The sequence below is a fragment of the Rhodoferax sp. LS1P39 genome, assembly GCF_056521425.1.
In genome coordinates this window covers 1-20,074 of sequence record NZ_JBWMAV010000004.1, presented here as the reverse complement: position 1 = coordinate 20,074, position 20,074 = coordinate 1, and the positions used below count along the sequence as shown (strand labels likewise).

The 20,074-nt window shown below is 64.7% G+C and carries 22 protein-coding genes; 13 read left to right on the top strand and 9 right to left on the bottom strand.

Translation table 11 applies throughout. The features are described from left to right. Nucleotides 1-5: 5 nt before the first annotated feature. Entirely contained in the window at nucleotides 6-938 is a 933-nt protein-coding gene (locus AC097O_RS08775) for a TIGR01777 family oxidoreductase (RefSeq protein ID WP_479592423.1), read from the bottom strand. 28 nt (nucleotides 939-966) lie between these two features. Here AC097O_RS08775 and AC097O_RS08770 point away from each other — a divergent pair, with 28 nt between their 5' ends. The 3 genes from AC097O_RS08770 (at nucleotide 967) to AC097O_RS08760 (ending at nucleotide 3,495) form a co-directional block, all read left to right on the top strand. After that, nucleotides 967-1,101: a hypothetical protein gene (locus tag AC097O_RS08770; RefSeq protein ID WP_479592422.1), complete on the top strand. Its 135-nt coding sequence runs from the start codon at nucleotides 967-969 to the stop codon at nucleotides 1,099-1,101. A 124-nt stretch (nucleotides 1,102-1,225) separates the two neighbouring features. Continuing rightward, the gene (locus AC097O_RS08765; protein ID WP_479592421.1) at nucleotides 1,226-2,434 is read left to right on the top strand and encodes a YjgN family protein; all 1,209 of its coding nucleotides are present in this window, start codon (nucleotides 1,226-1,228) and stop codon (nucleotides 2,432-2,434) included. Beyond that, the gene (locus AC097O_RS08760; protein WP_479592420.1) at nucleotides 2,431-3,495 is read left to right on the top strand and encodes a M48 family metallopeptidase; all 1,065 of its coding nucleotides are present in this window, start codon (nucleotides 2,431-2,433) and stop codon (nucleotides 3,493-3,495) included. The genes AC097O_RS08765 and AC097O_RS08760 overlap by 4 nt, the downstream gene beginning before the upstream one ends. A gap of 72 nt (nucleotides 3,496-3,567) precedes the next feature. Here the strand turns inward: AC097O_RS08760 and AC097O_RS08755 are convergent, their stop codons facing one another. Continuing rightward, on the bottom strand, nucleotides 3,568-4,560 hold the full coding sequence (locus tag AC097O_RS08755) for an NAD(P)H-binding protein (RefSeq protein ID WP_479592419.1): 993 nt from the start codon (nucleotides 4,558-4,560) through the stop codon (nucleotides 3,568-3,570). A gap of 103 nt (nucleotides 4,561-4,663) precedes the next feature. On the opposite strand from AC097O_RS08755, the gene AC097O_RS08750 reads away from it, so the two are divergent. Continuing rightward, nucleotides 4,664-5,563 carry a LysR family transcriptional regulator gene (locus AC097O_RS08750; RefSeq protein ID WP_479592418.1) on the top strand — a complete coding sequence of 300 codons (900 nt, stop codon included), beginning with the start codon at nucleotides 4,664-4,666 and terminating at the stop codon, nucleotides 5,561-5,563. Between the two features lie 88 nt (nucleotides 5,564-5,651). On the opposite strand, the gene AC097O_RS08745 is transcribed toward AC097O_RS08750, so the two are convergent. The 3 genes from AC097O_RS08745 to AC097O_RS08735 all read right to left on the bottom strand — a co-directional run bounded on the left by AC097O_RS08745 (nucleotide 5,652) and on the right by AC097O_RS08735 (nucleotide 9,051). After that, entirely contained in the window at nucleotides 5,652-7,241 is a 1,590-nt protein-coding gene (locus AC097O_RS08745; RefSeq protein ID WP_479592417.1) for a methyl-accepting chemotaxis protein, read from the bottom strand. Between the two features lie 291 nt (nucleotides 7,242-7,532). After that, nucleotides 7,533-8,078, bottom strand: a complete 546-nt coding sequence (locus AC097O_RS08740) for a hypothetical protein (RefSeq protein WP_315183796.1) — start codon at nucleotides 8,076-8,078, stop codon at nucleotides 7,533-7,535. A gap of 70 nt (nucleotides 8,079-8,148) precedes the next feature. Then, nucleotides 8,149-9,051 carry a LysR substrate-binding domain-containing protein gene (locus AC097O_RS08735; protein WP_479592416.1) on the bottom strand — a complete coding sequence of 301 codons (903 nt, stop codon included), beginning with the start codon at nucleotides 9,049-9,051 and terminating at the stop codon, nucleotides 8,149-8,151. A gap of 90 nt (nucleotides 9,052-9,141) precedes the next feature. Between AC097O_RS08735 and AC097O_RS08730 the strand changes: the two genes are divergently transcribed. After that, the gene (locus tag AC097O_RS08730) at nucleotides 9,142-10,212 is read left to right on the top strand and encodes a tartrate dehydrogenase (RefSeq protein WP_479592415.1); all 1,071 of its coding nucleotides are present in this window, start codon (nucleotides 9,142-9,144) and stop codon (nucleotides 10,210-10,212) included. Nucleotides 10,213-10,315: 103 nt separating this feature from the next. Here the strand turns inward: AC097O_RS08730 and AC097O_RS08725 are convergent, their stop codons facing one another. Both AC097O_RS08725 and AC097O_RS08720 read right to left on the bottom strand, forming a co-directional pair. Beyond that, on the bottom strand, nucleotides 10,316-10,639 hold the full coding sequence (locus AC097O_RS08725) for a type II toxin-antitoxin system RelE/ParE family toxin (protein WP_479592414.1): 324 nt from the start codon (nucleotides 10,637-10,639) through the stop codon (nucleotides 10,316-10,318). Then, the gene (locus AC097O_RS08720; protein WP_479592413.1) at nucleotides 10,636-10,905 is read right to left on the bottom strand and encodes a ribbon-helix-helix domain-containing protein; all 270 of its coding nucleotides are present in this window, start codon (nucleotides 10,903-10,905) and stop codon (nucleotides 10,636-10,638) included. Before AC097O_RS08720 ends, AC097O_RS08725 begins: the two co-directional genes overlap by 4 nt. Nucleotides 10,906-11,074: 169 nt before the next feature. On the opposite strand from AC097O_RS08720, the gene AC097O_RS08715 reads away from it, so the two are divergent. Both AC097O_RS08715 and AC097O_RS08710 read left to right on the top strand, forming a co-directional pair. Continuing rightward, nucleotides 11,075-11,575 carry an N-acetyltransferase family protein gene (locus AC097O_RS08715; protein ID WP_479592412.1) on the top strand — a complete coding sequence of 167 codons (501 nt, stop codon included), beginning with the start codon at nucleotides 11,075-11,077 and terminating at the stop codon, nucleotides 11,573-11,575. Between the two features lie 197 nt (nucleotides 11,576-11,772). Then, nucleotides 11,773-12,741, top strand: a complete 969-nt coding sequence (locus tag AC097O_RS08710) for a hypothetical protein (RefSeq protein ID WP_479592411.1) — start codon at nucleotides 11,773-11,775, stop codon at nucleotides 12,739-12,741. Nucleotides 12,742-12,840: 99 nt separating this feature from the next. On the opposite strand, the gene AC097O_RS08705 is transcribed toward AC097O_RS08710, so the two are convergent. Then, on the bottom strand, nucleotides 12,841-13,764 hold the full coding sequence (locus AC097O_RS08705) for a LysR family transcriptional regulator (protein ID WP_479592410.1): 924 nt from the start codon (nucleotides 13,762-13,764) through the stop codon (nucleotides 12,841-12,843). Between the two features lie 88 nt (nucleotides 13,765-13,852). Between AC097O_RS08705 and AC097O_RS08700 the strand changes: the two genes are divergently transcribed. Further along, nucleotides 13,853-14,878, top strand: a complete 1,026-nt coding sequence (locus AC097O_RS08700; RefSeq protein ID WP_479592409.1) for a Gfo/Idh/MocA family protein — start codon at nucleotides 13,853-13,855, stop codon at nucleotides 14,876-14,878. A gap of 23 nt (nucleotides 14,879-14,901) precedes the next feature. Beyond that, the gene (locus AC097O_RS08695) at nucleotides 14,902-15,783 is read left to right on the top strand and encodes a VOC family protein (protein WP_479592408.1); all 882 of its coding nucleotides are present in this window, start codon (nucleotides 14,902-14,904) and stop codon (nucleotides 15,781-15,783) included. On the opposite strand, the gene AC097O_RS08690 is transcribed toward AC097O_RS08695, so the two are convergent. Further along, complete coding sequence (locus tag AC097O_RS08690; protein WP_479592407.1) at nucleotides 15,773-16,594, bottom strand: amidohydrolase family protein; 822 nt, start codon at nucleotides 16,592-16,594, stop codon at nucleotides 15,773-15,775. The two genes, AC097O_RS08695 and AC097O_RS08690, sit on opposite strands and share 11 nt — an antisense overlap. A 138-nt stretch (nucleotides 16,595-16,732) precedes the next feature. Here AC097O_RS08690 and AC097O_RS08685 point away from each other — a divergent pair, with 138 nt between their 5' ends. The 4 genes from AC097O_RS08685 to AC097O_RS08670 are packed head-to-tail and all read left to right on the top strand — an operon-like array spanning nucleotide 16,733 to nucleotide 19,849. Next, nucleotides 16,733-17,662 carry a ketopantoate reductase family protein gene (locus tag AC097O_RS08685; protein ID WP_479592406.1) on the top strand — a complete coding sequence of 310 codons (930 nt, stop codon included), beginning with the start codon at nucleotides 16,733-16,735 and terminating at the stop codon, nucleotides 17,660-17,662. Nucleotides 17,663-17,685: 23 nt separating this feature from the next. After that, nucleotides 17,686-18,084 (top strand): VOC family protein, encoded by a 399-nt coding sequence (locus tag AC097O_RS08680; protein ID WP_479589308.1) that lies wholly within the window; start codon nucleotides 17,686-17,688, stop codon nucleotides 18,082-18,084. A gap of 8 nt (nucleotides 18,085-18,092) precedes the next feature. Further along, nucleotides 18,093-18,572, top strand: a complete 480-nt coding sequence (locus AC097O_RS08675; RefSeq protein WP_479592405.1) for a MaoC family dehydratase — start codon at nucleotides 18,093-18,095, stop codon at nucleotides 18,570-18,572. Between the two features lie 56 nt (nucleotides 18,573-18,628). Next, nucleotides 18,629-19,849, top strand: a complete 1,221-nt coding sequence (locus tag AC097O_RS08670) for a CaiB/BaiF CoA transferase family protein (RefSeq protein WP_479592404.1) — start codon at nucleotides 18,629-18,631, stop codon at nucleotides 19,847-19,849. The last annotated feature ends 225 nt before the right edge of the window (nucleotides 19,850-20,074 follow it).

Here is a 20,074-nt window from a genome sequence, read left to right as displayed (position 1 = left end):
GCCGCTTATTTTCGCCGCTGTTCCAGGTCGCGCAGCGCGGCTTCGAAGCTGTCGAAACGAAAGCGGAAGCCCTCGGCCAGCAGGCGCTGGGGCACGACGCGCTGGCCGTCGGTGAGCAGCGTGGCCTGCTCGCCCAGCAGCAGGGTGAGCAAGCCTGCAGGCACCGGCACGGCCAGCGGGCGGTGCAGTACTTTGCAGGCGGTACGGGTGAATTCGCGCTGGGTCACCGGCTGGGGCGCGGTGAGGTTGTAGGCCCCCACTGCCGGGGTGCTGTCGAGTTTTGCCAGCAAAAACGCCACCGCGCCCAGCACATCGTCCAGGTGCACCCAGCTCAGCACCTGGTCGCCGCAGCCCATCTGCGTGCCGATACCGAGGCGAAACGGCTGCAGCATCTGCGGCAGCGCACCCTGCGGCCCCAGCACCACGCCCAGCCGCACGGTGGCCACGGCCACGCCATGGGCGGCCATGCCCTGGGCGGTTCGTTCCCAGCGCTGGCACAGCTCAGACATGAAGATGGGCTGCGGCGGCGCACCCTCGCCCAGCGCACCGGCATCCATCACGGCCTGTACGCCGTAATAGCCGATGGCCGAGGCCGACAGCAGCCAGCGCGGCTTGTGGGCCAACTGCGCCACCCACTCCACCAGGGCCTGCGTCACCCCGCTGCGGCTGGCGTGCAGCACCTGCTGGCGCGCGGCTGTCCATCGCGGGCCCAGCACCGGTTCGCCCGAAAAGTTCAATATGGCATCCACCGGGGTGTCCTGCAGCTCCGCCAACTGGGTGATGCAACGCACGGCATCCCCGTACATGCGGCGGCCCTTGTCCAGGTTGCGCACCCACAGCGTGAGCTGGTGGCCCTGGGCCAGCAGCATGCGGCACAGCGCCTGGCCGATAAAACCGGTGCCGCCGGTGACGAGAATATGGAGGGGAGGCGTTTGCACGGCGGTGGACCTATGTAGGAATCTTGTCATGGAATTTACATACTCTAACAACTACCGCTTCCTGGCGCGCTACTCCTTCGGGTTTGACCAGAGTTTGTACCTGGCCTGCGACGGCCTGGGCGACGCGGCACGCTATCGCTTTACACAAAAATTATCAATTTGATAGCTGCTTGTGCCCATGGAATAAGCACAAGCGCGCTGTTTGCATACACAACTGAATGTAAAGAGACCCTAGCAGCGCGTTACAGTCGGGGTTCGCAACGCCTCCGTCCACGCCCCTGCCCACCATGACCGAATCGACCTTCGCCGACACGCTCCCCATGGCCCTGCCCCCGGCCACCGCCCCGGCATCCACAGCCGCATCCACAGCCACCACCACCCGGCTGGACATCGTCTTCACCGGCTCGGGCAGCGAGTACTTCCGCATCTGGATCGTCAACCTGCTGCTGACCCTGGTGACGCTGGGCATTTACTACCCCTGGGCCAAGGTGCGGCGGCTGCGCTACTTTTATGGCAACACCCTGGTGGACGGCGCGGCGCTGGATTTCCATGGACACCCGAAAAAAATGCTCAAGGGCTCGGCGCTGGTGGCCGTGCTGTTTGCCCTGTATTCGCTGGCCGGCCAGTTCTCACCGGTGGCGGGGCTGGTGGCGCTGGTGCTGGTGGGGCTGATCGCCCCGGCGCTGGTGCGTGCGTCCATGCAGTTCCGGATGGCCAACACCAGCTGGCGCGGCCTGCGCTTTCGCTTCACCGGGAGCATGTCCGAGGTGTACCGCTCGGTGCTGCCGCTGTACGTGCCTGCGGTGCTGATCCTGGGCTTTTTGGCGTTTGCCGTTCCAGAATCCGGCCAGGCCCCCGACACCACCGCCTTCATCGCCACCATGCTGGGCCTGCTGGCACTGACCGTGGCCATACAGCCCTGGACCCTGTGGAAACTCAAGCAGTACCAGCACAACCACTACGCCTTTGCCACGGTGCAAACGCGTTTTACCGCCACCCCCTGGAGCTTTTACAAGCTGGTACTGAAGGTCTGCGGCTTTGCGCTGCTGGCCATCGCCCTGCCGGTCGCCGCCGTCGCCGTGATGGCGTTCACCGCCCCAAGCCCCCAGCAGGGCCTGCGCGGCCTGGGCCCCCTGGCCGTGATGCTGCCACTCCTGCTGATGCTGCTGGTGTTTGTGGCGGTCAAGCCCTACGCCATCTCGCGCACGCAAAACCTGGTGTGGAACCACACCGGCAGCGACGCGCTGCAGTTCCACAGCGCCCTGCGCCTGGTGCCACTGCTCTGGCTGAGCGTGAAAAACTGGCTGCTGGTGCTGGTCACGCTGGGCCTGTACTGGCCGTTTGCAGCCATTGCCATGGCGCGCCTGCGGCTGCAGGCCGTGTCCATAGACACCCGCATCGCCCCCGACACCCTGGTCGGCCAGCACCCCCACGGCAGCCAGGACGCTGCGGGTGATGCCGCGGGCGACATGCTGGGCTTTGACCTGGGTCTGTGAAAGTGACGACCCCACCGCTGGCAGCCACCTACTTTGACGGCCTGCAGGCCCGCGCCCAGCCGGTCACGCTGCAGGTGGCCGACGGCGCGCTGCACATTACCGGCGACGGAATAGACCGCCGCGTCGCCCTGCCAGACGTGCGCTGGCCCGAACGCACCCGCCATGGCGTGCGCGTCACCCACCTGGAAGGCGGCGGCGAGCTGCACTGCACCGACAGCGCCGCCTGGGATGCCTGGACGCAGCACAGCGGCCTGGGTGAATCGCTGGTGGTGCGCCTGCAGCAAAGCTGGCGCGCCGTGCTGGCCAGCGCCCTGGCCCTGGTGGCCGTGCTGGCGGCGCTGCACGCCTGGGGCCTGCCGCTGGCCGCCCAGGCCACCCTGCACCTGCTACCCCTGAACATAGACACCTCGCTGGGCGATGCCACCCTGCAAGCGGTAGACGACGACCTGATGCGCCCCAGCCAGTTGCCCCGCGCCGAGCAAGCCCGTGTGCAGGCCGCCTTTGCCCAGGCCGTCGCCCAAGCCCGGCCCCAGTTGCCCCCCGGCAGCCTGCCCGACTGGCAACTGGTGTTCCGCGCCAGCAGCATCGGCCCCAACGCCCTGGCCCTGCCCGGCGGCACCATCATCATGACCGACGAGCTGGTCTACCTGGTCGGGCGCGACACCGACGTGCTGACCGCCGTGCTGGCCCACGAACTCGGCCACGTGCAGCACCGCGACGGGGTGCGCATGCTGGTCCAGGTCACGCTGCTGGGCACCGTGGGCTCGCTGGTGCTGGGCGACTTCAGCACCCTGCTGGCCGGCACCACCGCCCTGCTGGGCCAGGCCCACTACTCCCGCGAAGCCGAACACGCCGCCGACGTGGCCGCCGTGCAATTCCTGCAAGCCGCCCGCATCGACCCGGCCCATATGGTCACCCTGTTCGACAAACTGGCCGAGGCCCGCAAGGCCGAACGGGACGACCCTGCCGATCCGGACGGCTGGCTGGGCATTGCGTTCGCGTCGCACCCCACGGATGCAGACCGGGTGCGGTTTTTTCGGGAGGCGGGCAAAGGGAAGTAGGTCCAAAGGCTTTTTGGCCTTTAGCGCTTATTCCATAAGCACAGGCAGCTACCAATTGCATAGCTGTTATCCCTACCCCCCAGCCACCTTCACCCCCGCCGCATTGCGCGTAAACCCCAGATCGTGCATGGCCATGGTCGCGGCCTGCACCAAAGGCCGGTGGGGCTCCGTCCCCAGCAGGGCAAGCAGCTTGCGGTTGTCCAGGGCGTGCGGGGTGGTCCACAGGTAGCGCATCTCTACCGCTGCTGCAAAAGTGGGGAGCACCAGCGCGCCGATGCACAGGATGGGCCACGGCAGGCGGCTGTAGCGCAGATCCGCACCGGGCGGCACCCAGCCCTGGGCGCGGGCGATGGGCGCAAGGGCATCCAGCCATTGCTGGCCGGTGATGCAATAGCCCGCGAAGTGGAAGACTTCAAATGGCTGCAGGGTGTGGCGGCGCGCGGCCACTTCCACAAAGCTGCGGGCCAGATCCGGCAGATAAGCCCAGGCCTTGGCCACGTCCAGGCGGCCAGGGTCTACAAACCTGCCCATTTGGATGTCTTTGACCAGGGTCTGGTCGAACCAGGTGCCGGTGCCGCTGCCGAAAAAGTCCCCGGCGCGGATGACGATGGCACGCACACCGCTGCGGCGGATCTGCCCTTCCACGGCGATGCGCACCTGGCCCAGGGTGGTCTGGGCGCGCTGCGGCGTGCTTTCGGACAACAGCGCGGGCATGTCGGCACCAAAGTTGTAGACGTTGCCCATGAACATCAGGGTCGCGTTGAGCGCGAAGGTGATGGCGATGGCCGCGTCCGTCAGGGGCAAGGCCTGGGTTTCCCAGGCCTTGCGGGTGTAGGGCGGGTTCAGCGCATGCACCACCACGCTGGCACCCTGGGCCGCGCGGGCCACGGCGGCGGTGTCGTGCAGGTCAGCGGCCAGCCATTGCACACGCGGATGCGTGGTGGCGGGCGGCTCTGCGCCGGGGCGCACCAGGCCCAGTACCCGCCAGCCCGCGTCGGCAAAAGCCAGCGCTGCGGCCAGGCCGAAGCGCCCGCGCGCGCCCAAAATCAATACGGTGTCTTGCATGCGGTCCATCCTTTCAGGGTTAGGCCTGGATTGTGAAAACAACCCATCCAATTCACAATTGCATAGATATCCATACCTGAAATGCAAAACTGCATACCTCGCCATGATTCCCAGCCCCCGGCCTGCTTTTGACTGGCACCTGGTGCGCTCTTTTCTTGCGGCGCTGGACCACGGCAGCCTGCTGGGCGCGGCCAAGGTGCTGCACACCAGCCAGCCCACCCTGGGGCGGCATATTGCCGAGCTGGAAAGCCAGCTGGGCGTGGTGTTGTTCGAGCGCACCGGGCGCGGCCTGGTGCCCACGGCCACGGCCCTGCAGCTGGCCGATGCGGCACGCGGCATGGCCGATGGCGCGGACCAGCTGGCGCGTACCCTCACCGGCACCCAGGCCCAGAAAACCGGCACGGTGCGCATCACCGCCAGCGCCCCGGTGGCCGTGCACCTGCTGCCGCCCATCCTGTGGCAGATGCGCCAGGCCCTGCCCGACATCCAGGTGGAGCTGGTGGCCAGTAACGCGGTCAGCAACCTGCTGCGGCGCGAGGCGGATATTGCGGTGCGCATGGTCCGCCCCGAACAGGGCAGCCTGGTCGCCCAAAAGATCGGCGACGTGGCCATGGGTGCCTTCGCCCACCGCAGCTACCTGGCGCAGCACAGCCCCATCGTTCAACCGATGGACCTGCTGGGCCACGCCCTGATCGGCGGTGACACCGACCCCGCCATCCGCGAAGGCTTCAAGGCGGCGGGCTTTGAGGTGGAGAAGGAGGCGTTTGCCCTGCGCACCGACGACCTGCTGGTGCAGTGGCACGCCGTGTGCGCGGGCCTGGGCATCGGCTTTGTGGCGCAGTTCACCGCGCGCCTGGATGCCGACGTACTGCCGGTGCTGCCCGATGCGCTGCCCATCCCGCCCCTGCCCATGTGGCTGGCCGTGCACCGAGAGATCCGCACCAGCCAGCGGATCCGGTCGGTGTACGACTTTCTGGCCGAGGCGCTGCCGGGGGCGATTTGAGGGATGAAATTGGCCTCTGGCGCTTATTCTTTCAGCGTTACAAGCTACTAAAAAAGGAGCATTAGTACACCCAATATCCAGCGCCGCCCTAGCCCAGCCGCAACGGCCCCAGGTTGAACACCGCCACGGCCTGCACCAGGTCCTGGGCCTGGCTGCGCATGCTGCTGGCGGCGGCGGCCATTTGCTCGACCAGGGCGGCGTTTTGCTGGGTGGCATGGTCCATCTGGGTCAGCGCATGGCCGACCTGCGAGACCCCGGCGCTTTGCTCGCTGCTGGCGGCGCTGATCTCGCCCATGATGTCGGTGACGTGGCGGATGGCACCGACCACCTCGGTCATGGTGATCCCGGCCTTGTCCACCAGCAGCGTGCCTTGCGCCACCCTTTCCACGCTGGCACCAATGAGCACCTTGATTTCTTTGGCCGCCTCGGCGCTGCGCCCGGCCAGGCTGCGCACCTCGCTGGCCACCACGGCAAAGCCCCGGCCCTGCTCACCCGCGCGGGCAGCCTCTACGGCAGCGTTGAGCGCCAAAATGTTGGTCTGGAAGGCGATGCCGTCGATCACGCCGATGATGTCGGCGATCTTTTTGGAGCTGTCGTTGATGCCCTTCATGGTGGTGACCACTTCGGCCACCACCTCACCGCCTTGCGCCGCCACCGTGCTGGCCCGCAGCGCCAACTGGTTGGCCTGGACGGCGTTGTCGGCGTTGAGCTTGACGGTGGAGCCCAGCTGTTCCATGGAGGCCGCGGTTTGCTGCAGTGCGCTGGCCTGCCGCTCGGTACGGGCGCTGAGGTCGTGGTTGCCCTGGGCGATTTCGGCGCTGGCGGTGGATACCGCCTCGGAACCCTGGCGCACGTCGGTGACCACGCGGGCCAGGCTGTCCTGCATCAGCTTGAGCTGGGCCATCAGGCTGCTGCGGTCGCCGGGCCGCAGCGCAATGGTCTGGCCCAGGTCGCCCTGGGCCACCGCGCGGGCCAGGTCCGCGGCCAAGGCGGGCTCCCCCCCCAGGGCCCGGCCCAGGCTGCGGGTCAGCAGGTAACCCATGACCACCGCCGCCGCAATGGCGATGGCACTGATGGCCGACATCAGCCAGCGCGCTTCAGCGTACTCGTCCGCCGATGTGGCCACGGTGTCTTCGCCTTTTTGGTTGCTGGCCACCAGAAAGTCGGCGCTGGCCTTGAGCAGGGCCACCAGCAAGGGACGGCATTCCACGTTGATCTTGGTAATGGCCTCGTCCTTCTTGCCGTCCAACGCCAGTTGCACGATGGCCAGTGCCACCGGGCCGTAGCGGGATTCGACCTGGTTGATCTCTTGCAGCATGCGCAGCGTGTCGGGCCCGTGCTCGGCGTTGATCGCGGCGGTGTCTTTGACGCTGGCATTGAGCTGCTCCAGTGCCGCCTGGGTGTCGTGGTGGGCCTGGGTGACGGCCTGTTTTTCCACCTCGGCATCGGCCGGGGTGGTGGCCAGCACCAGGTTGCGCGCCGCAATCGCCCGGCGGTTCACCGCATCGCGCACGGCCACGGTCAACTGGTACTGCTTCACATCGACACCGTGGAAGCGGTGCAGGCTGTCATTCACCTCGCCCAGGGTATGCAGGGCCGCCGCGCTGACCAGCAGTACCAGCGCCACCAGCACGCCAAACGCCAAAATCAGCCGACTCCGGATGGTCATGTTTTTCATGATGATTGTGTACCTTTCTGTTTACAGCATGCAGACAGCAACAATTTGCTAATTTTGTTGCAATCGCATGCATTAAATTGAAAGGATTTGTAATCTTCGCTGGTGGATGGCGCGCAGCCAGGACGCATCGATGGGCAGGCGGGCCACATCCATCGCCGTGGAATTTTATGAATGAAATTGGCCTCTAGCGCTTACTCCATCAGCGCAACAAGCTACCAAAAACAGAGCAAACACCCTATTTTCTCGGCTGAACCCCACCGTGTGGCGGCATGAGCCACACGCCCTGCAGGGTCAGCCCGCCGCCTGCACGCGAACGTGGGCGTGGACCAGGTTCTTGTAGATACGGATGCGCCGGGCCAGGGGCCACCAGTCGTACAGAAAGATCTGCATCGGCCGCCACAAGGCCACCCAGCCAATGATGGTCAGGCCCTCGCGCACGATGCTGATAGCGGTACCCGCCTCCGCCTGCCCGATGGCCTCGGCCCCAAACAGGCACAGCGTGGCAAAGGCCAGGCCAACCAGCAGGCTGAAGCGCCCTTCTTTCAAAAGCCGCTTCAACTCGCCCTTCACCCGGCCCGTCTTGTAGGTGAAATAGTTGTGCACCGCCTCCGTCATCAGGCGGCTGGCATCCCCGGCATCCACCGGCTGCTCGACGTGGATGGTGATGTGCAAATGGTCATTGGGCGCAAACGCCAACGCCCAGGACTCGATGAACGCCTCGGCCTCGCGGTCCAGGTCCTTGTTCAGAAAGGGCGTGGGGTCCAGCGAATTGAACAGTTGCTCCAGCGCATGCACGCGCAACTCCAGATGGTGCGTGGGCTGGGGGGATTTCTTCATGGTGGGGCATGATAGTCACCGGCTGCGCCTTGCCCGCCACGCGCTGCCACAAGGGCTGCCGATCGCACGGTCAACTGCCGAGATCGCCAAACGCCTGCTGCAAAAACTCCACGCACACCCGCACCTTGGCCGAATTGCCCAGGCGCGTGGGGTACACCGCCCACACATTGGCCTCTTGCCGGTAGCCGGGCAGCACCTGCACCAGCTGGCCGCTGTGGATCAGCGGGCCTACCTGCCAGATGGAGCGCAACACGATGCCCAGGCCTTCCACCGCCCACTGCACAGCAATCTCGCCATTGTTGGTGGACATGGGGCCGGTGACCTTGGCGGTTTCCACGCTGCCGCCTGCAGTCAAGCGCCACACGCCAAACGGGTGGTCGCGCTCGCGAATCACCACGCAGTCGTGCGTGCCCAGCTCGGCCAAACTCGTGGGCGCGCCACGCCGCGCCAGATAGGCCGGTGACGCGCACAAGACCCGGTGGTTCGCCGCCAGCCGGGTGGCGATGAACTGCGGCGCAATCTCGTCGCCCACCCGCACATCCAGGTCAAAGCCCTCGCCCGCGATGTCGATCAGGTGGTCAAACAGCTCCAGCCGCACCGCCACCGTGGGGTGGGTGGCCGCCATGCGCGCCAGCACCGGGGCCACGATCTGGCGGCCAAAGCCAAAACTGCTGCTCACCCGCAGCAGCCCGCGCGGAGCCCGGCGCGCGGCAGACACCTCTTCCACCAGGCTGTCCATATCGTCCAGCACCCGTTGCGCCCACACGAACACCCGCTCCCCCTCTTCGGTCACCGTGACCTTGCGCGTGGTGCGGTGCAGCAGCTTGGCTTGCAGCAATGCTTCCAGCAGCCGGATGCGCTTGGTTACGTAGGCGGGCGACACGCCCAGCTCCAGCGCCGCCGCGCGAAAGCTGGCTTTGCGGGTGACGGCGGCAAACACCCGCAGGTCTTCGATGGGCGGTATTTTGTTCACGGTACGTGCACGGTAGATTCACTCATATGCCCATAGTAATCTGAACTGTGAACACTTAACATCCGTCCAACCACCACCCCAGGAGACACCATGACCCGCCCTTTCAACATCGCACTCATCCCCGGCGACGGCATTGGCCAGGAGGTGATGCCCGAGGGCGTGCGCGTCCTGGAAGCCGCCGCCCGCCGCTTCGGCCTGGCGCTGAACTTCACCCACATCGACTGGGCCAGCTGCGCCTACTACCAGCAGCACGGCCAGATGATGCCGGACGACTGGAAGGCCCAGCTCCAGGGCATGGATGCCATCTACTTCGGTGCCGTGGGCTGGCCCGACACCGTGCCCGACCACGTCTCGCTATGGGGTTCGCTGCTCAAGTTCCGCCGCGAGTTCGACCAGTACATCAACCTGCGCCCGGTGCGCCTGTTCGAGGGCGTGCCCTGCCCCCTGGCGGGCCGCAAGCCCGGCGACATCGACTTCTTTGTGGTGCGCGAAAACACCGAGGGCGAGTACACCAACCTGGGCGGCACCATGTACGCGGGCACCGAGCGCGAAATCGTCATCCAGGAATCGGTGTTCTCGCGCTTTGGTGCCGACAGGGTGTTGAAGTACGCCTTCGAGCTGGCCCAGTCCCGCCCGCGCAAACACCTCACGGTGGCCACCAAAAGCAACGGCATCGCCATCAGCATGCCCTGGTGGGACAGCCGCGCCGATGCGGTGGGCCAGGGCTATCCCGGCGTAAAGGTGGACAAACAGCACATCGACATCCTCACCGCCCGCTTCGTGCTGCAGCCCCAGCGGTTTGACGTGGTCGTTGCCAGCAACCTGTTTGGCGACATCCTGTCGGACCTGGGCCCGGCCTGCACCGGCACCATCGGCCTGGCCCCGTCGGCCAACCTGAACCCCGAGCGCAGCTTCCCCTCGCTGTTCGAACCGGTCCATGGCTCCGCGCCCGACATCTTCGGCCAGGGCATCGCCAACCCGATTGCGATGATCTGGTCAGGCGCGCTGATGCTCGACTTTTTGGGCTGCAAACCCGCGCACGACGCGATTGTCAAAGCCATTGAAGAGGTGCTGGTGGCCGGGCCGCTGACGCGGGACTTGGGTGGGGAGGCGACGACGGTGCAGATGGGGGAGGCTATTGCGAAGGCGGTGGCGGGGTAAGACCGCATCTAGAGACGCTATCTAAAAAGTAGCTGCTTGCGCTTATGGAATGGGCGGTGGCGGCACTTTTTAATAGTCTTTTCCTTGCAGCTACTTCAACGCATCAATGTCCCATGTCGCTGTCGTCCCCACTCAGTATCGATACGTAATCCCGCCCGCCATAGAAGATACCGATGATGGAAACCAGGTCGGTGTCCACATCGAAGGCGATGACTGCGCGCTTCTTGTAGTTCGTGATGCGCAAGCCTGGCCGCACGTCGTCGCGTGGTGTGCCGCGCAGGGGAAACGTGCGCAGACTTTCGCAATAGCTCACGATGGCCTCGGTGTACCGGGCGGCTATTTCGTGCGATGCCGCCACAGCGATATAGCGGTACAGCTCGGCAAGTTGCTCTTCGGCCTCCGGGCTATATACGACCCGGTAGTTCATCGCGCTTTGGCGTGCTCCGCAGCCAAACGGGCCCGCACCTGGTCGGCAGTCACAGCGCGGGACGGGTCCGCCTTCAGCGCATCAAAAGCAGGGCCAACTTGGGTGTGCAGCCAGTCTTCCACAGCACGATCCCGCGCCATCAGCGCACGCAGCCCATCCCGGATCACTTCGCTTTCGCTGGCGTATTCGCCCGTTCGCACCTTGGTCTTCACCACGTCGGCCATGTCAGTGGGCAGGGTGATGCTCATTTGCTGGGTGGTTCGCATGGGGGCTCCTTTAGCGGCAATAGGATTTAATCCTACTAGGTTGGAAGCCAGCCGTCCAGTCGACTTGAAACTCCGCCAAGCCCTCACACCAGATGCCCTTGTTACAGTGGAAAGCTGACACCGCAGCGCTCGCGTAACACGCCACTTTAGGCAGCGAAAGGACTAGGCCATGGACACAGGCGAAACACATATCGACCGCGCGACCGAGGCCGATGTGGACGGCATCGTGGAACTGCAAGCCGCCAACCAGGCGGACCGCGGCGGCACGCTGTCTGCCAGCATGCCGCGCGCCACCATCGCCCAGATGCTGCGCGAAATGCCCTTGGTCGTGGCGCGCCGCGGTGGCCTCATCGTGGGCTTTCTGATGACAGGCTCGCGGGAAATGACCGCCGAGGTGCCCATCATCCAGGCCATGCTCGCTACCTACCCCGGCGCACCCGATGCCTACGTCTACGGTCCCATTTGCGTGGCCGCCGAAGCCCGCGGCCAGGGGCTGGCACAGGCCATGTTTGCAGAATTGCGGCGCCTGGCACCCGCACGCGAAGGCATTCTCTTCATCCGACGCGACAACCTGGCTTCTCTGTGCGCCCATGAAAAAATGGGGATGCGTGAGGTGGGCGGGTTTGGGTTTAGCCCACATGCGTTTGCGGTGCTGGCCTACATCGGGTGAGGCGAGCTAAGCCTCACGGCCACCGGAAAAACTGCAGAAAAGCAGTCCAGTTAAGTACGACAGGCATCACAAAATAGCTATCTAAAAAATAGCTCCAAACCCTTGTACTACAAGCGCTAATAGCACTTTTTTGCGATTACAGTGATCCATGCAAACCGCAGTGTTTGCGGTGTATGTCAAGGTTGCATCGGAATGCCATGTTTACGAACTTCGACCCTAAACTTTTCACTGATCCAGAGTTCAAAGAAGACGCTGTACGCGAGGTCATCATTGCGCCCATACTTTCCCGTCTGGGCTACCACCCTGTCGGCAAAAACAGAGTTATACGAAGTCGAAACCTGGTTCAGCCATTCGTTTATGTCGGAACTAGGCGCCATCCGGTCACGATCATTCCCGACTACACATTGCTTTCAGATGACAGACCCATTCTGGTACTAGATGCAAAGAGCCCCTCCCAAAGTGTTACATCGCGCGCAAATGTTCAGCAAGCCTATAGCTATGCAATCCATCCAGAGATTCGCTGCAAGCACTTCGCGCTCTGTAACGGAAAGCAGCTAGCTATCTTCTCCGTCGATTTCGTAGACCCACTACTCAACCTCTCATTTGAGGAGTTCGAGTCCCGATGGCTTGAGATCGAGAAGTACATGCTGCCTAAGTACCTACTCCAGCCGGAATTACGCAAACTAAAACCAGACTTCGGCTTTCGAATTTCGCAACTCGGCACGACTAGAGACTCTGAGTTGATCATGCTCGGTATAAGACTTGGAACCTTTGCCAAAGTTTCGGAGGACCTATACACCGCGACAGTGAACATGGATTTCGCAAACGAAGACCACTGTGTGAGCTATGACTTCGATCCAAAATTTCTAGCACCGATGCTTGCTGGCTTGCCTGAAGTTCTCGCTTCGCAATTCCGTGAGGCTCTATCTCGGTCACCATTTCAAGCCTGCGCCGATCTGATCGTCGAGGTAGATTTACGCGCTCGTCTCGGTGAATCCATAACAGTTGAGCACGAGACCTTTGTTCCACTTGTTATAGAAGAAGTGCTGGCCTCTCGCTTCAATGCCGAGCCGGTAAAAAACGAGCCCTCAGACATACCGCCCCACATCTATCGCCTTAGCAAAGCATTTACCCTTACGCAAAAGGTCTCCAACACAGAAAAGTAGTCCAACCGAGTACGAAAAGCATCGTCAACCCGCTATTCAAAATATAGCTGCTCACGCCTACTCCATAAGCACAAGCAGCACTTTCCGCTTAAATCCCTCTCACCTTGTATCCATAAACAACTCCGCACACACCCCCCGCAGCCACCGGCTCGCTGCATCGTGGTGGTAGCGCGCATACCAGTACTGCTTCACGGTAAACGGCGGGATCGGCAACGGGCAGACCAGCACGCGCAGGCCGGCGGCCTGGGCCAGGGTTTCGCCGATGTGGCGCGGCAGCGTGGCGACCAGGTCGTTGTCGGACAGGATGGCGGCCAGGCCCAGAAAGCCGGGTAGCTCCAGCAGCACCCGGCGCTCTACGCCCAGGGCTTTGAGGGTGCTGTCCAGCAACTGGTAGCCGGTGCCCGAGACGATGCCGATGTGCGATTCGGCCAGGTAGTCTTGCAGGGTGAAGGTAGTGCCGATGCGGGGGTGGCGGGCGTTGCACAGGCAGATCCAGTCCTGGCCGAACAGGCTTTGCTGGTAGAAGCCCGCCTCTTGCCCGGCCTCCAGGCCGCGCACCAGGCCCAGGGCCAGGTCCGCCTCGCCGGATTGCAGGGCGGGCACCAGGCTGGCGTCGATGGTGGCGGCCTCCAGGCGCACCTGCGGGGCCAGGGCGCGCACGTGCGAGAACAGGCGCGGCAGCAGGGTGACGTGGCTGGCATCGGTCATGAAGATGCGGAACTCGCGCTGCGAGCTGGCGGGGTCGAACACGGCCTCAGACTCGGACAGGCGGCGCAGGCCCTCCAGCACCTCGCGCACGGTGGCGATCAGGCCGTCGGTGCGGGGGGTGGGCTGCATGCCGTCGGGGGTGCGCACAAACAGCGGGTCATCGAGGAGGGTGCGCAGCCGCCCCAGCCAGATGCTGACGGTGGGCTGGCTCTGGCCCAGCAGCTCCGCCGACCGGGTGACGCTGCGCGTGGTGTAGAGCAGGTCCAGCAGGCGCAGCAGCTTGGGCTCCAGCAGGGTGGGATCGTTGTCGGCCATAAAAAATCTAAATGCTGGTTATTACTGGCATTGCATGGGCAGTATAGGCAAGCCCGCCTACGATGCGTGCACTTACCGAGGAGACTTCATGCAAAACACCATCCGCTGGGGCGTGCTGGGCGCCGCGTCCATCGCCACCGAACGCACCATGCCCGCCATGAAACTAGCACCCAGCGCCACCATGTTGGCCCTGGCCTCGCGCGATGCCTCCAAGGGCCAGGCGGTGGCGCAGGCGCTGGGCATACCCCGTGTGCACAGCAGCTACGAGGCCCTGCTGGCCGACCCCGAGATCGACGCGGTCTACATCCCCCTGCCCAACCAGCTGCACTTCGACTGGTCGGTGCGGGCGCTGGAGGCGGGCAAGCATGTGCTGTGCGAGAAGCCGCTGTGCCTGACCGCCGCGCAGGTGCAGCAGCTCTGCGCGGTGCGCGACCGCACGGGTCGGCACATCGAGGAAGGCTTTGGCTTTCGCAACCACCCGCAGTGGGCCAAGCTGGATGAGCTGATCACCGGCAACGCCATCGGCCCGGTGCGGGCGGTGCATGCCACCCTGGCCAAGCAGTTCTACAACCCGCAGGACGTGCGCAACAACCTGGCCGCAGGCGGCGGTGCGCTGTACGACTTGGGCTCGTACGCCGTGAGCGCCTGCAACCTGGTCTTCAAGCGCCCGCCCGAGCGGGTGGTGGCCACGCTGGAGCGCGACCCGGTGTTTGGCACTGACCGCCTGAGCAGCGCCCTGCTGGACTACGGCGACAGCCACGCCGCCATCACGGTGGCCACCCAGGCCGGGCCCAACGGCTGGGGTTCGCACCAGCAGATGTCGGTGCTGGGAGGCACCGGCTGGCTGCGGCTGGACTTTCCGTTTGCCCAGGCCCGGCCCAGCGCCTGCGAAATTGCCCTGGGCGACAGCCACAGCGTGGGCTACCAGCCCAGCCAGCGCTTCACGTTTGAGCCGGTCAACCAGTACCAGCTGCAGGTGGAACGCTTCTCGCGCTACCTGCTGGGCGAGGCCGTGCCCAGCTGGCCCATCGAGGACGCGCTGGGCACGCTGCGCACCATCGAGGCGCTGTTTGCATCGGCCAGCACCGGCACGTGGCAAGCACTGCCAAAATGACGGATTACATCCGCTCACACACTATGTACAACCCTTTTAATCGCGCCACCGAAGACGTGGGCAACATCATCGAATTCGGCCACGTCAATCTGCGCGTCGCCAACCAGCAGCAGGCCGTCATTTTCTACGCCATGGGCCTGGGCCTGACGCGCGACCCCTACCAGCGGGTGGGCATCGACAACGCCTGGATGAACGTGGGCAGCAGCCAGTTCCACCTGCCCATGGGCCGTGCCGAGGTGCTGCGCGGCGTGGTGGGGCTGGTGATGCCCGACCTGGACGGGCTGCTGGCGCGGCTGGGCCAGATTGCGCCGCTGCTGACCGGCACACAGTTTGGCTTTGAGCGCCGGGGCGATGTGGTGCTGGCCACCTGCCCCTGGGGCAACCGCATCCGCGTGCATGCGCCCGATGCCGCACAGTTTGGCCCGCTGCTGTTGGGCATGCCCTATGTGGAGGTGGACTGCGCGCCCGGCACGGCGGCGGGCATTGCGCGGTTTTATACCGAGGTGCTGGGTGCTTTGGCCCACGCGGGCGAGGATGGGCGCGGGGCATTTGCGCGGATTTCGGCTGGGCTGTATGGCAGCCTGCTGTTCCGCGAAACCGCCCGTCCCCTGCCCGTATACGACGGCCACCACGTGCAGATCAGCGTGGCCGATTTCTCCAGCCCGCACGGGCGGCTGCTGGCGCGCGGGCTGGTTACCGAGGAAAGCAGCCAGAGCCAGTACCGCTTCCAGGACATCGTCGATCTGGACACGGGCCGCGTGCTGGCCACGCTGGAGCACGAGGTGCGCAGCATGCGCCACGCCTCGTTTGCCCGGCCTTTGGTGAACCGCAACCTGGCGAACTATGGCGACGCGTATGTGCCGGGCTGGGAAGATGCAGCCTGGCTGACGGGTCCTAGTCGGTAAAGCCAAACATGCGGCGCGGCGTGTCCCACAGCATGGCCTGCCGTGCCGCTGCATCCGGCACCAGGCGCTCGAACAGCGCCAGCAGCGGGCCGTAGTCCACCCGCGCCGGTGCGCGCAGAAACGGCCAGTCGGAAGCCCACACCAGCGACTGCGACGTGAACGCCTCCACCAGTGCCTGCACAAACGGCCAGGCATCTGGGTGCGGAAACGGCTGCACGGAGGTTTTTACCAGGCTGGAAATCTTCACCACCGCGCGGCCCGTCTCGGCCAAGCCCAGCAGCGCCTGAAAGCCCGGCTGGCCCAGACCGTTTGCGGGGTTGGGACGGCCACAATGGTCGAACAGCAGGCGCGCGCCGCTGTCCACCAGCAGAGGTTTAAGGGGCACCAGCTCGTCAAACTGCACTTGCACCTGGGCCCACATGTCCAATTGGCGCAGGCGCTCCAGCAGCGGCCCGGCGGCGCGGTAGTAGTCCACACCCAGCAGGGCCACGTTCAGCGTCACGCCCACCACACCAGCGGCCTGCAGGTCTTGCAATTCCCCCAGGCTGGCATCCAGCGGCACGACGGCCACGCCCTTGTAGCGGCCCGCGCTGTGGGCGATCGCGTCGAGCATGCAGCGGTTGTCCAGGCCATAGCCCGAGTTGGGGCCGACCAGCAGCGCATGGCGCACGCCGTGGGCATCGAGCGTGTGGCCTAGCTGCGCGGCGGTGCCGATTTCATGGCCAGCAGGCTTGTAAAAGTTGTCTTCCGGGTACGGGAAGCGGGCGGGGTCGAAGATGTGTACGTGGCAGTCGATCTTGGGTGTGTCCATGGCGGGGCTCCTGGGATGTTGCTGCAGATTGTCCATCCGCATTTGCATTGCCAATCACAATGGCATGTATTGCGCGCATTGCATTTACAACATGCACCCGCAAACCTACGATCGCCTCCATAGACCAAGGAGACGGTAGTGAAAATCTGTGTTGTGGGCGCGGGTGCCCTGGGATGCGCCATAGGCGGTGTGCTGGCGGAGGCCGGACACACGGTATGGCTGGTCAACCGCGGCCAGGCGCAGGTGGATGCGCTACGCCACCACGGGCTGACCCTGCGTGAAAACGGCGTGGACCGCCAGGTGGCCGTGCACGCCGCCACCCGCTGCGCGGACATCGACGGCACCGTGGACCTGGTCATCGTGCTGGTCAAGTCCTTCCACACCTTTGAAGCGATCGACTCCGCGCGCTGCATCGTCGGGCCCGACACCGTGGTGCTGTCGCTGCAAAACGGCCTGGGCCACGAGGACGTGCTGGCCGAGGTGGTGGGCCGCCAACACGTGTTGGCAGGCAAAACCTACGCCGGTGGCGTGATGCTGGCCCCCGGCCATGTGCTGATCGGCACGCAGGGCAAAGAAACCCTGATCGGCGAGCTGGACGGCCAGGTATCCGACCGGGTAGCCGCCATCGCCGCCGCCTTCAACCGCGCCGGGCTCACCACCACCGTCAGCGACAACATCCTGGGCACCATGTGGGACAAGCTGCTGGTCAACGTAGCCACCGGTGCCTTGAGCGGCATCACCCGCCTCCCCTACGGCGACCTGTACGCCGTGCCCGAAGTCGAAGCCTGCGCCGTGGCCGCCGTGGCCGAGGCGATGGCCGTTGCAAACGCTGCTGGCATTCGCTTAAACAGCACCGAGCCGCGCCAGGCCTGGGTGAAAGCCGCCGACGGCCTGCCCGCCGCGTTCAAGGCGTCGATGCTGCAAAGCCTGGAAAAAGGCTCGGTCACCGAGATCGATTTTGTGAATGGCGCGGTGGTGCGCTGGGGCGCGAAGTACGGCGTGCCCACACCGGTGAACCAGGCCCTGGTCGCCTGCATCAAGGGCATTGAACGCGCCCTGCCCCGCTGACCATTTACCAAGAGACAAACACCATGACCCAAAAATCCTACGTAGAACACGTCGCCGTGCGCGTCCACGACATCCAGTGGCACATCAACTTCTTCTATGAAGTACTCGGGATGGACGTGCGCGAGATCGACGGCCCCACCGATGCGCCCCACCAGTACTGGACGCTGGGCGGCATGCAACTGATGAGCACCCCCGGCTTCACGGCACCGCCCAGCAACGACTCCGGCTGGCTGGCCCACCTGGGCATCATGGTGCAAGACCTACCCGCCGCCCTAAAGGCCGCGCAGAGCTGGGGCGTGAAGCCCCTGCCCCAGGGCAGCAACTGGCTGCAATTGCCCGACGGCCTGGCGATCGAGCTGATCCAGGCCAGCGGCACGTCCGTAGCCGACATCCTGGCCATCAACCCCCGCGCAAAACTCTGAGACCCACCATGATCATCCCCACATTCCACTTCCAGACCCCCGAAAAATACTGGGACGATGCCCAGGTGGGCGACAGCTGCACCAGCCCCACCTACCTGGTCACCGGCGAGCGCATCGATGCCTACGCCGAAATCACCGGCGACTACACCCCCGTGCACGTGGACGAGGCCTACGCCAACGCCTCGCACTTCGGCTGCCGCGTGGCCCATGGGCTGATGGGCCAGTCGGTGGCCGACGGCCTGAAGACACAGAGCGAATACCGCTTTCTGCCCGGCATGTCACTGGGCTGGACCTGGGACTTTTTGCTGCCCATCAAGATCGGCGACGTGCTGCGCGTGCGCTTCACCGTGGGCAGCATGCGCGCCAGCCAAAGCAAACCCGGCTGGGGCATCGTGGTGCTGCCGTCCGAGCTGCTGAACCAGCACGACCAGGTGGTGCAAAAAGGCGAGCACCGCCTGATGGTGCCGCGCCGCCCCGGCATTTTCTAAAACTACAAAATTCATAGCTGCTCACGCTTACCCAATCAGCACAAAAAGGTTATTTCATGCCTAAAAATACCCAAGCCCTGCCACTGGCCGGTTTCCGCGTGGTCGATTACAGCCACTTCCTGGCCGGGCCCTACCTGGGCCGCTGCCTGGCCGCCCTGGGCGCGGACGTGATCAAGGTGGAACGGCCCAAGGCGGGCGATGCCGGACGTGCCCACGCCTACTTCATCCAGGGCCAGAGCGGCTACTTCTTGCAGCAGAACATGGGCAAGCAAGGCCTGTGCATCAACCTCAAAGACCCGCGCGGCCTGGCGCTGGTGCACAAGCTCACCGACAGCGCCGACGTGTTTGTGGAGAACTACCGCCCCGGCGCACTGACCAAGCTGGGCCTGGGCTATGAAGAGCTGTCCCAGCGCAACCCCGGCCTGGTGTACTGCTCCATCTCGGCCTACGGCCACACCGGGCCGGACGCGCACCGCGCAGGTTTTGGCCTGATAGCAGAGGCCAAGAGCGGCATCATGGCCATGGTGGGCTCGCCCGGCGAGGCACCGCCGCTGCTGCGCGTGTCGCTGGGCGACATGTACACCGGCATCCACGGCGTGGCGGCGGTGTGCGCGGCCCTGCTGGGCCGGGTGAAGTCGGGCCGGGGCCAGCACATCGACCTGTCGCTGTACGACTGCCTGGTGTCCATGCACGACTACGCGGTGCAGTGCTACACCTTGTCGGGCGGCAAAGACATCCCTCAGCAGACCGGCCACGACATGCCGCAAAGCACCCTGTACGGCGTGTTCACCGCCAGCGACGGCTACCTGGTGATTGCCGCGCAGGTGGACGATGCCTGGAAACGCTTTGCATTGTTGATTGGCGGCGATGCGCTGGCAGGCGACACGCGCTTTCACACCGCCGCCGGGCGCAATGCGAACCGGGTGGAAATCCTGGCCCTGGCCAAGGCTTGGGTGGCCGCCCGCAGCGTAGCCGAGGTGCTGGCCGCGCTGGATGCCATCGACGTGCCGAGCGCCAAGGTGCAGAACATCGAAGAGGTCTTGAACGACCCCCAGATCGTGGCCCGCAATATGGTCATCGAGCAAGACCACCCGGTGCTGGGCAAGATCCGCATGCCGAACCTGCCGTTCCGCTTTTCCGATTGCGATACCTCGCCGAAGAGCGTGGCTCCGAGCATGGGGCAGCACAACCGGGAGATTGCTACGGGCCTGGGCTACAGCGCGGAAGAGATTGATGCGCTGCTGGCGGCGGGGGTGTTGTACGCGCCTGAAGACTGAGATGGCGGCCATCCCTGGAACGGTATGGCAGTTCACCAGCCGGGTTGGCGTTGACTGCGATCCCTGGCCGGGATGTGCGCCCGGCGGCGCAGTAACTTTCTTTTGCTTCGGCGTGTGTCAAGGTAGTTGTCGCCTCAGCAGCCGTTAGGCTGCCTGCTTGAGAAGGGTTTTTCGCTCTCTTTCCGGATTGAGGTACACAGCGTCTTCAAGCTGCCAGTTCCTCAG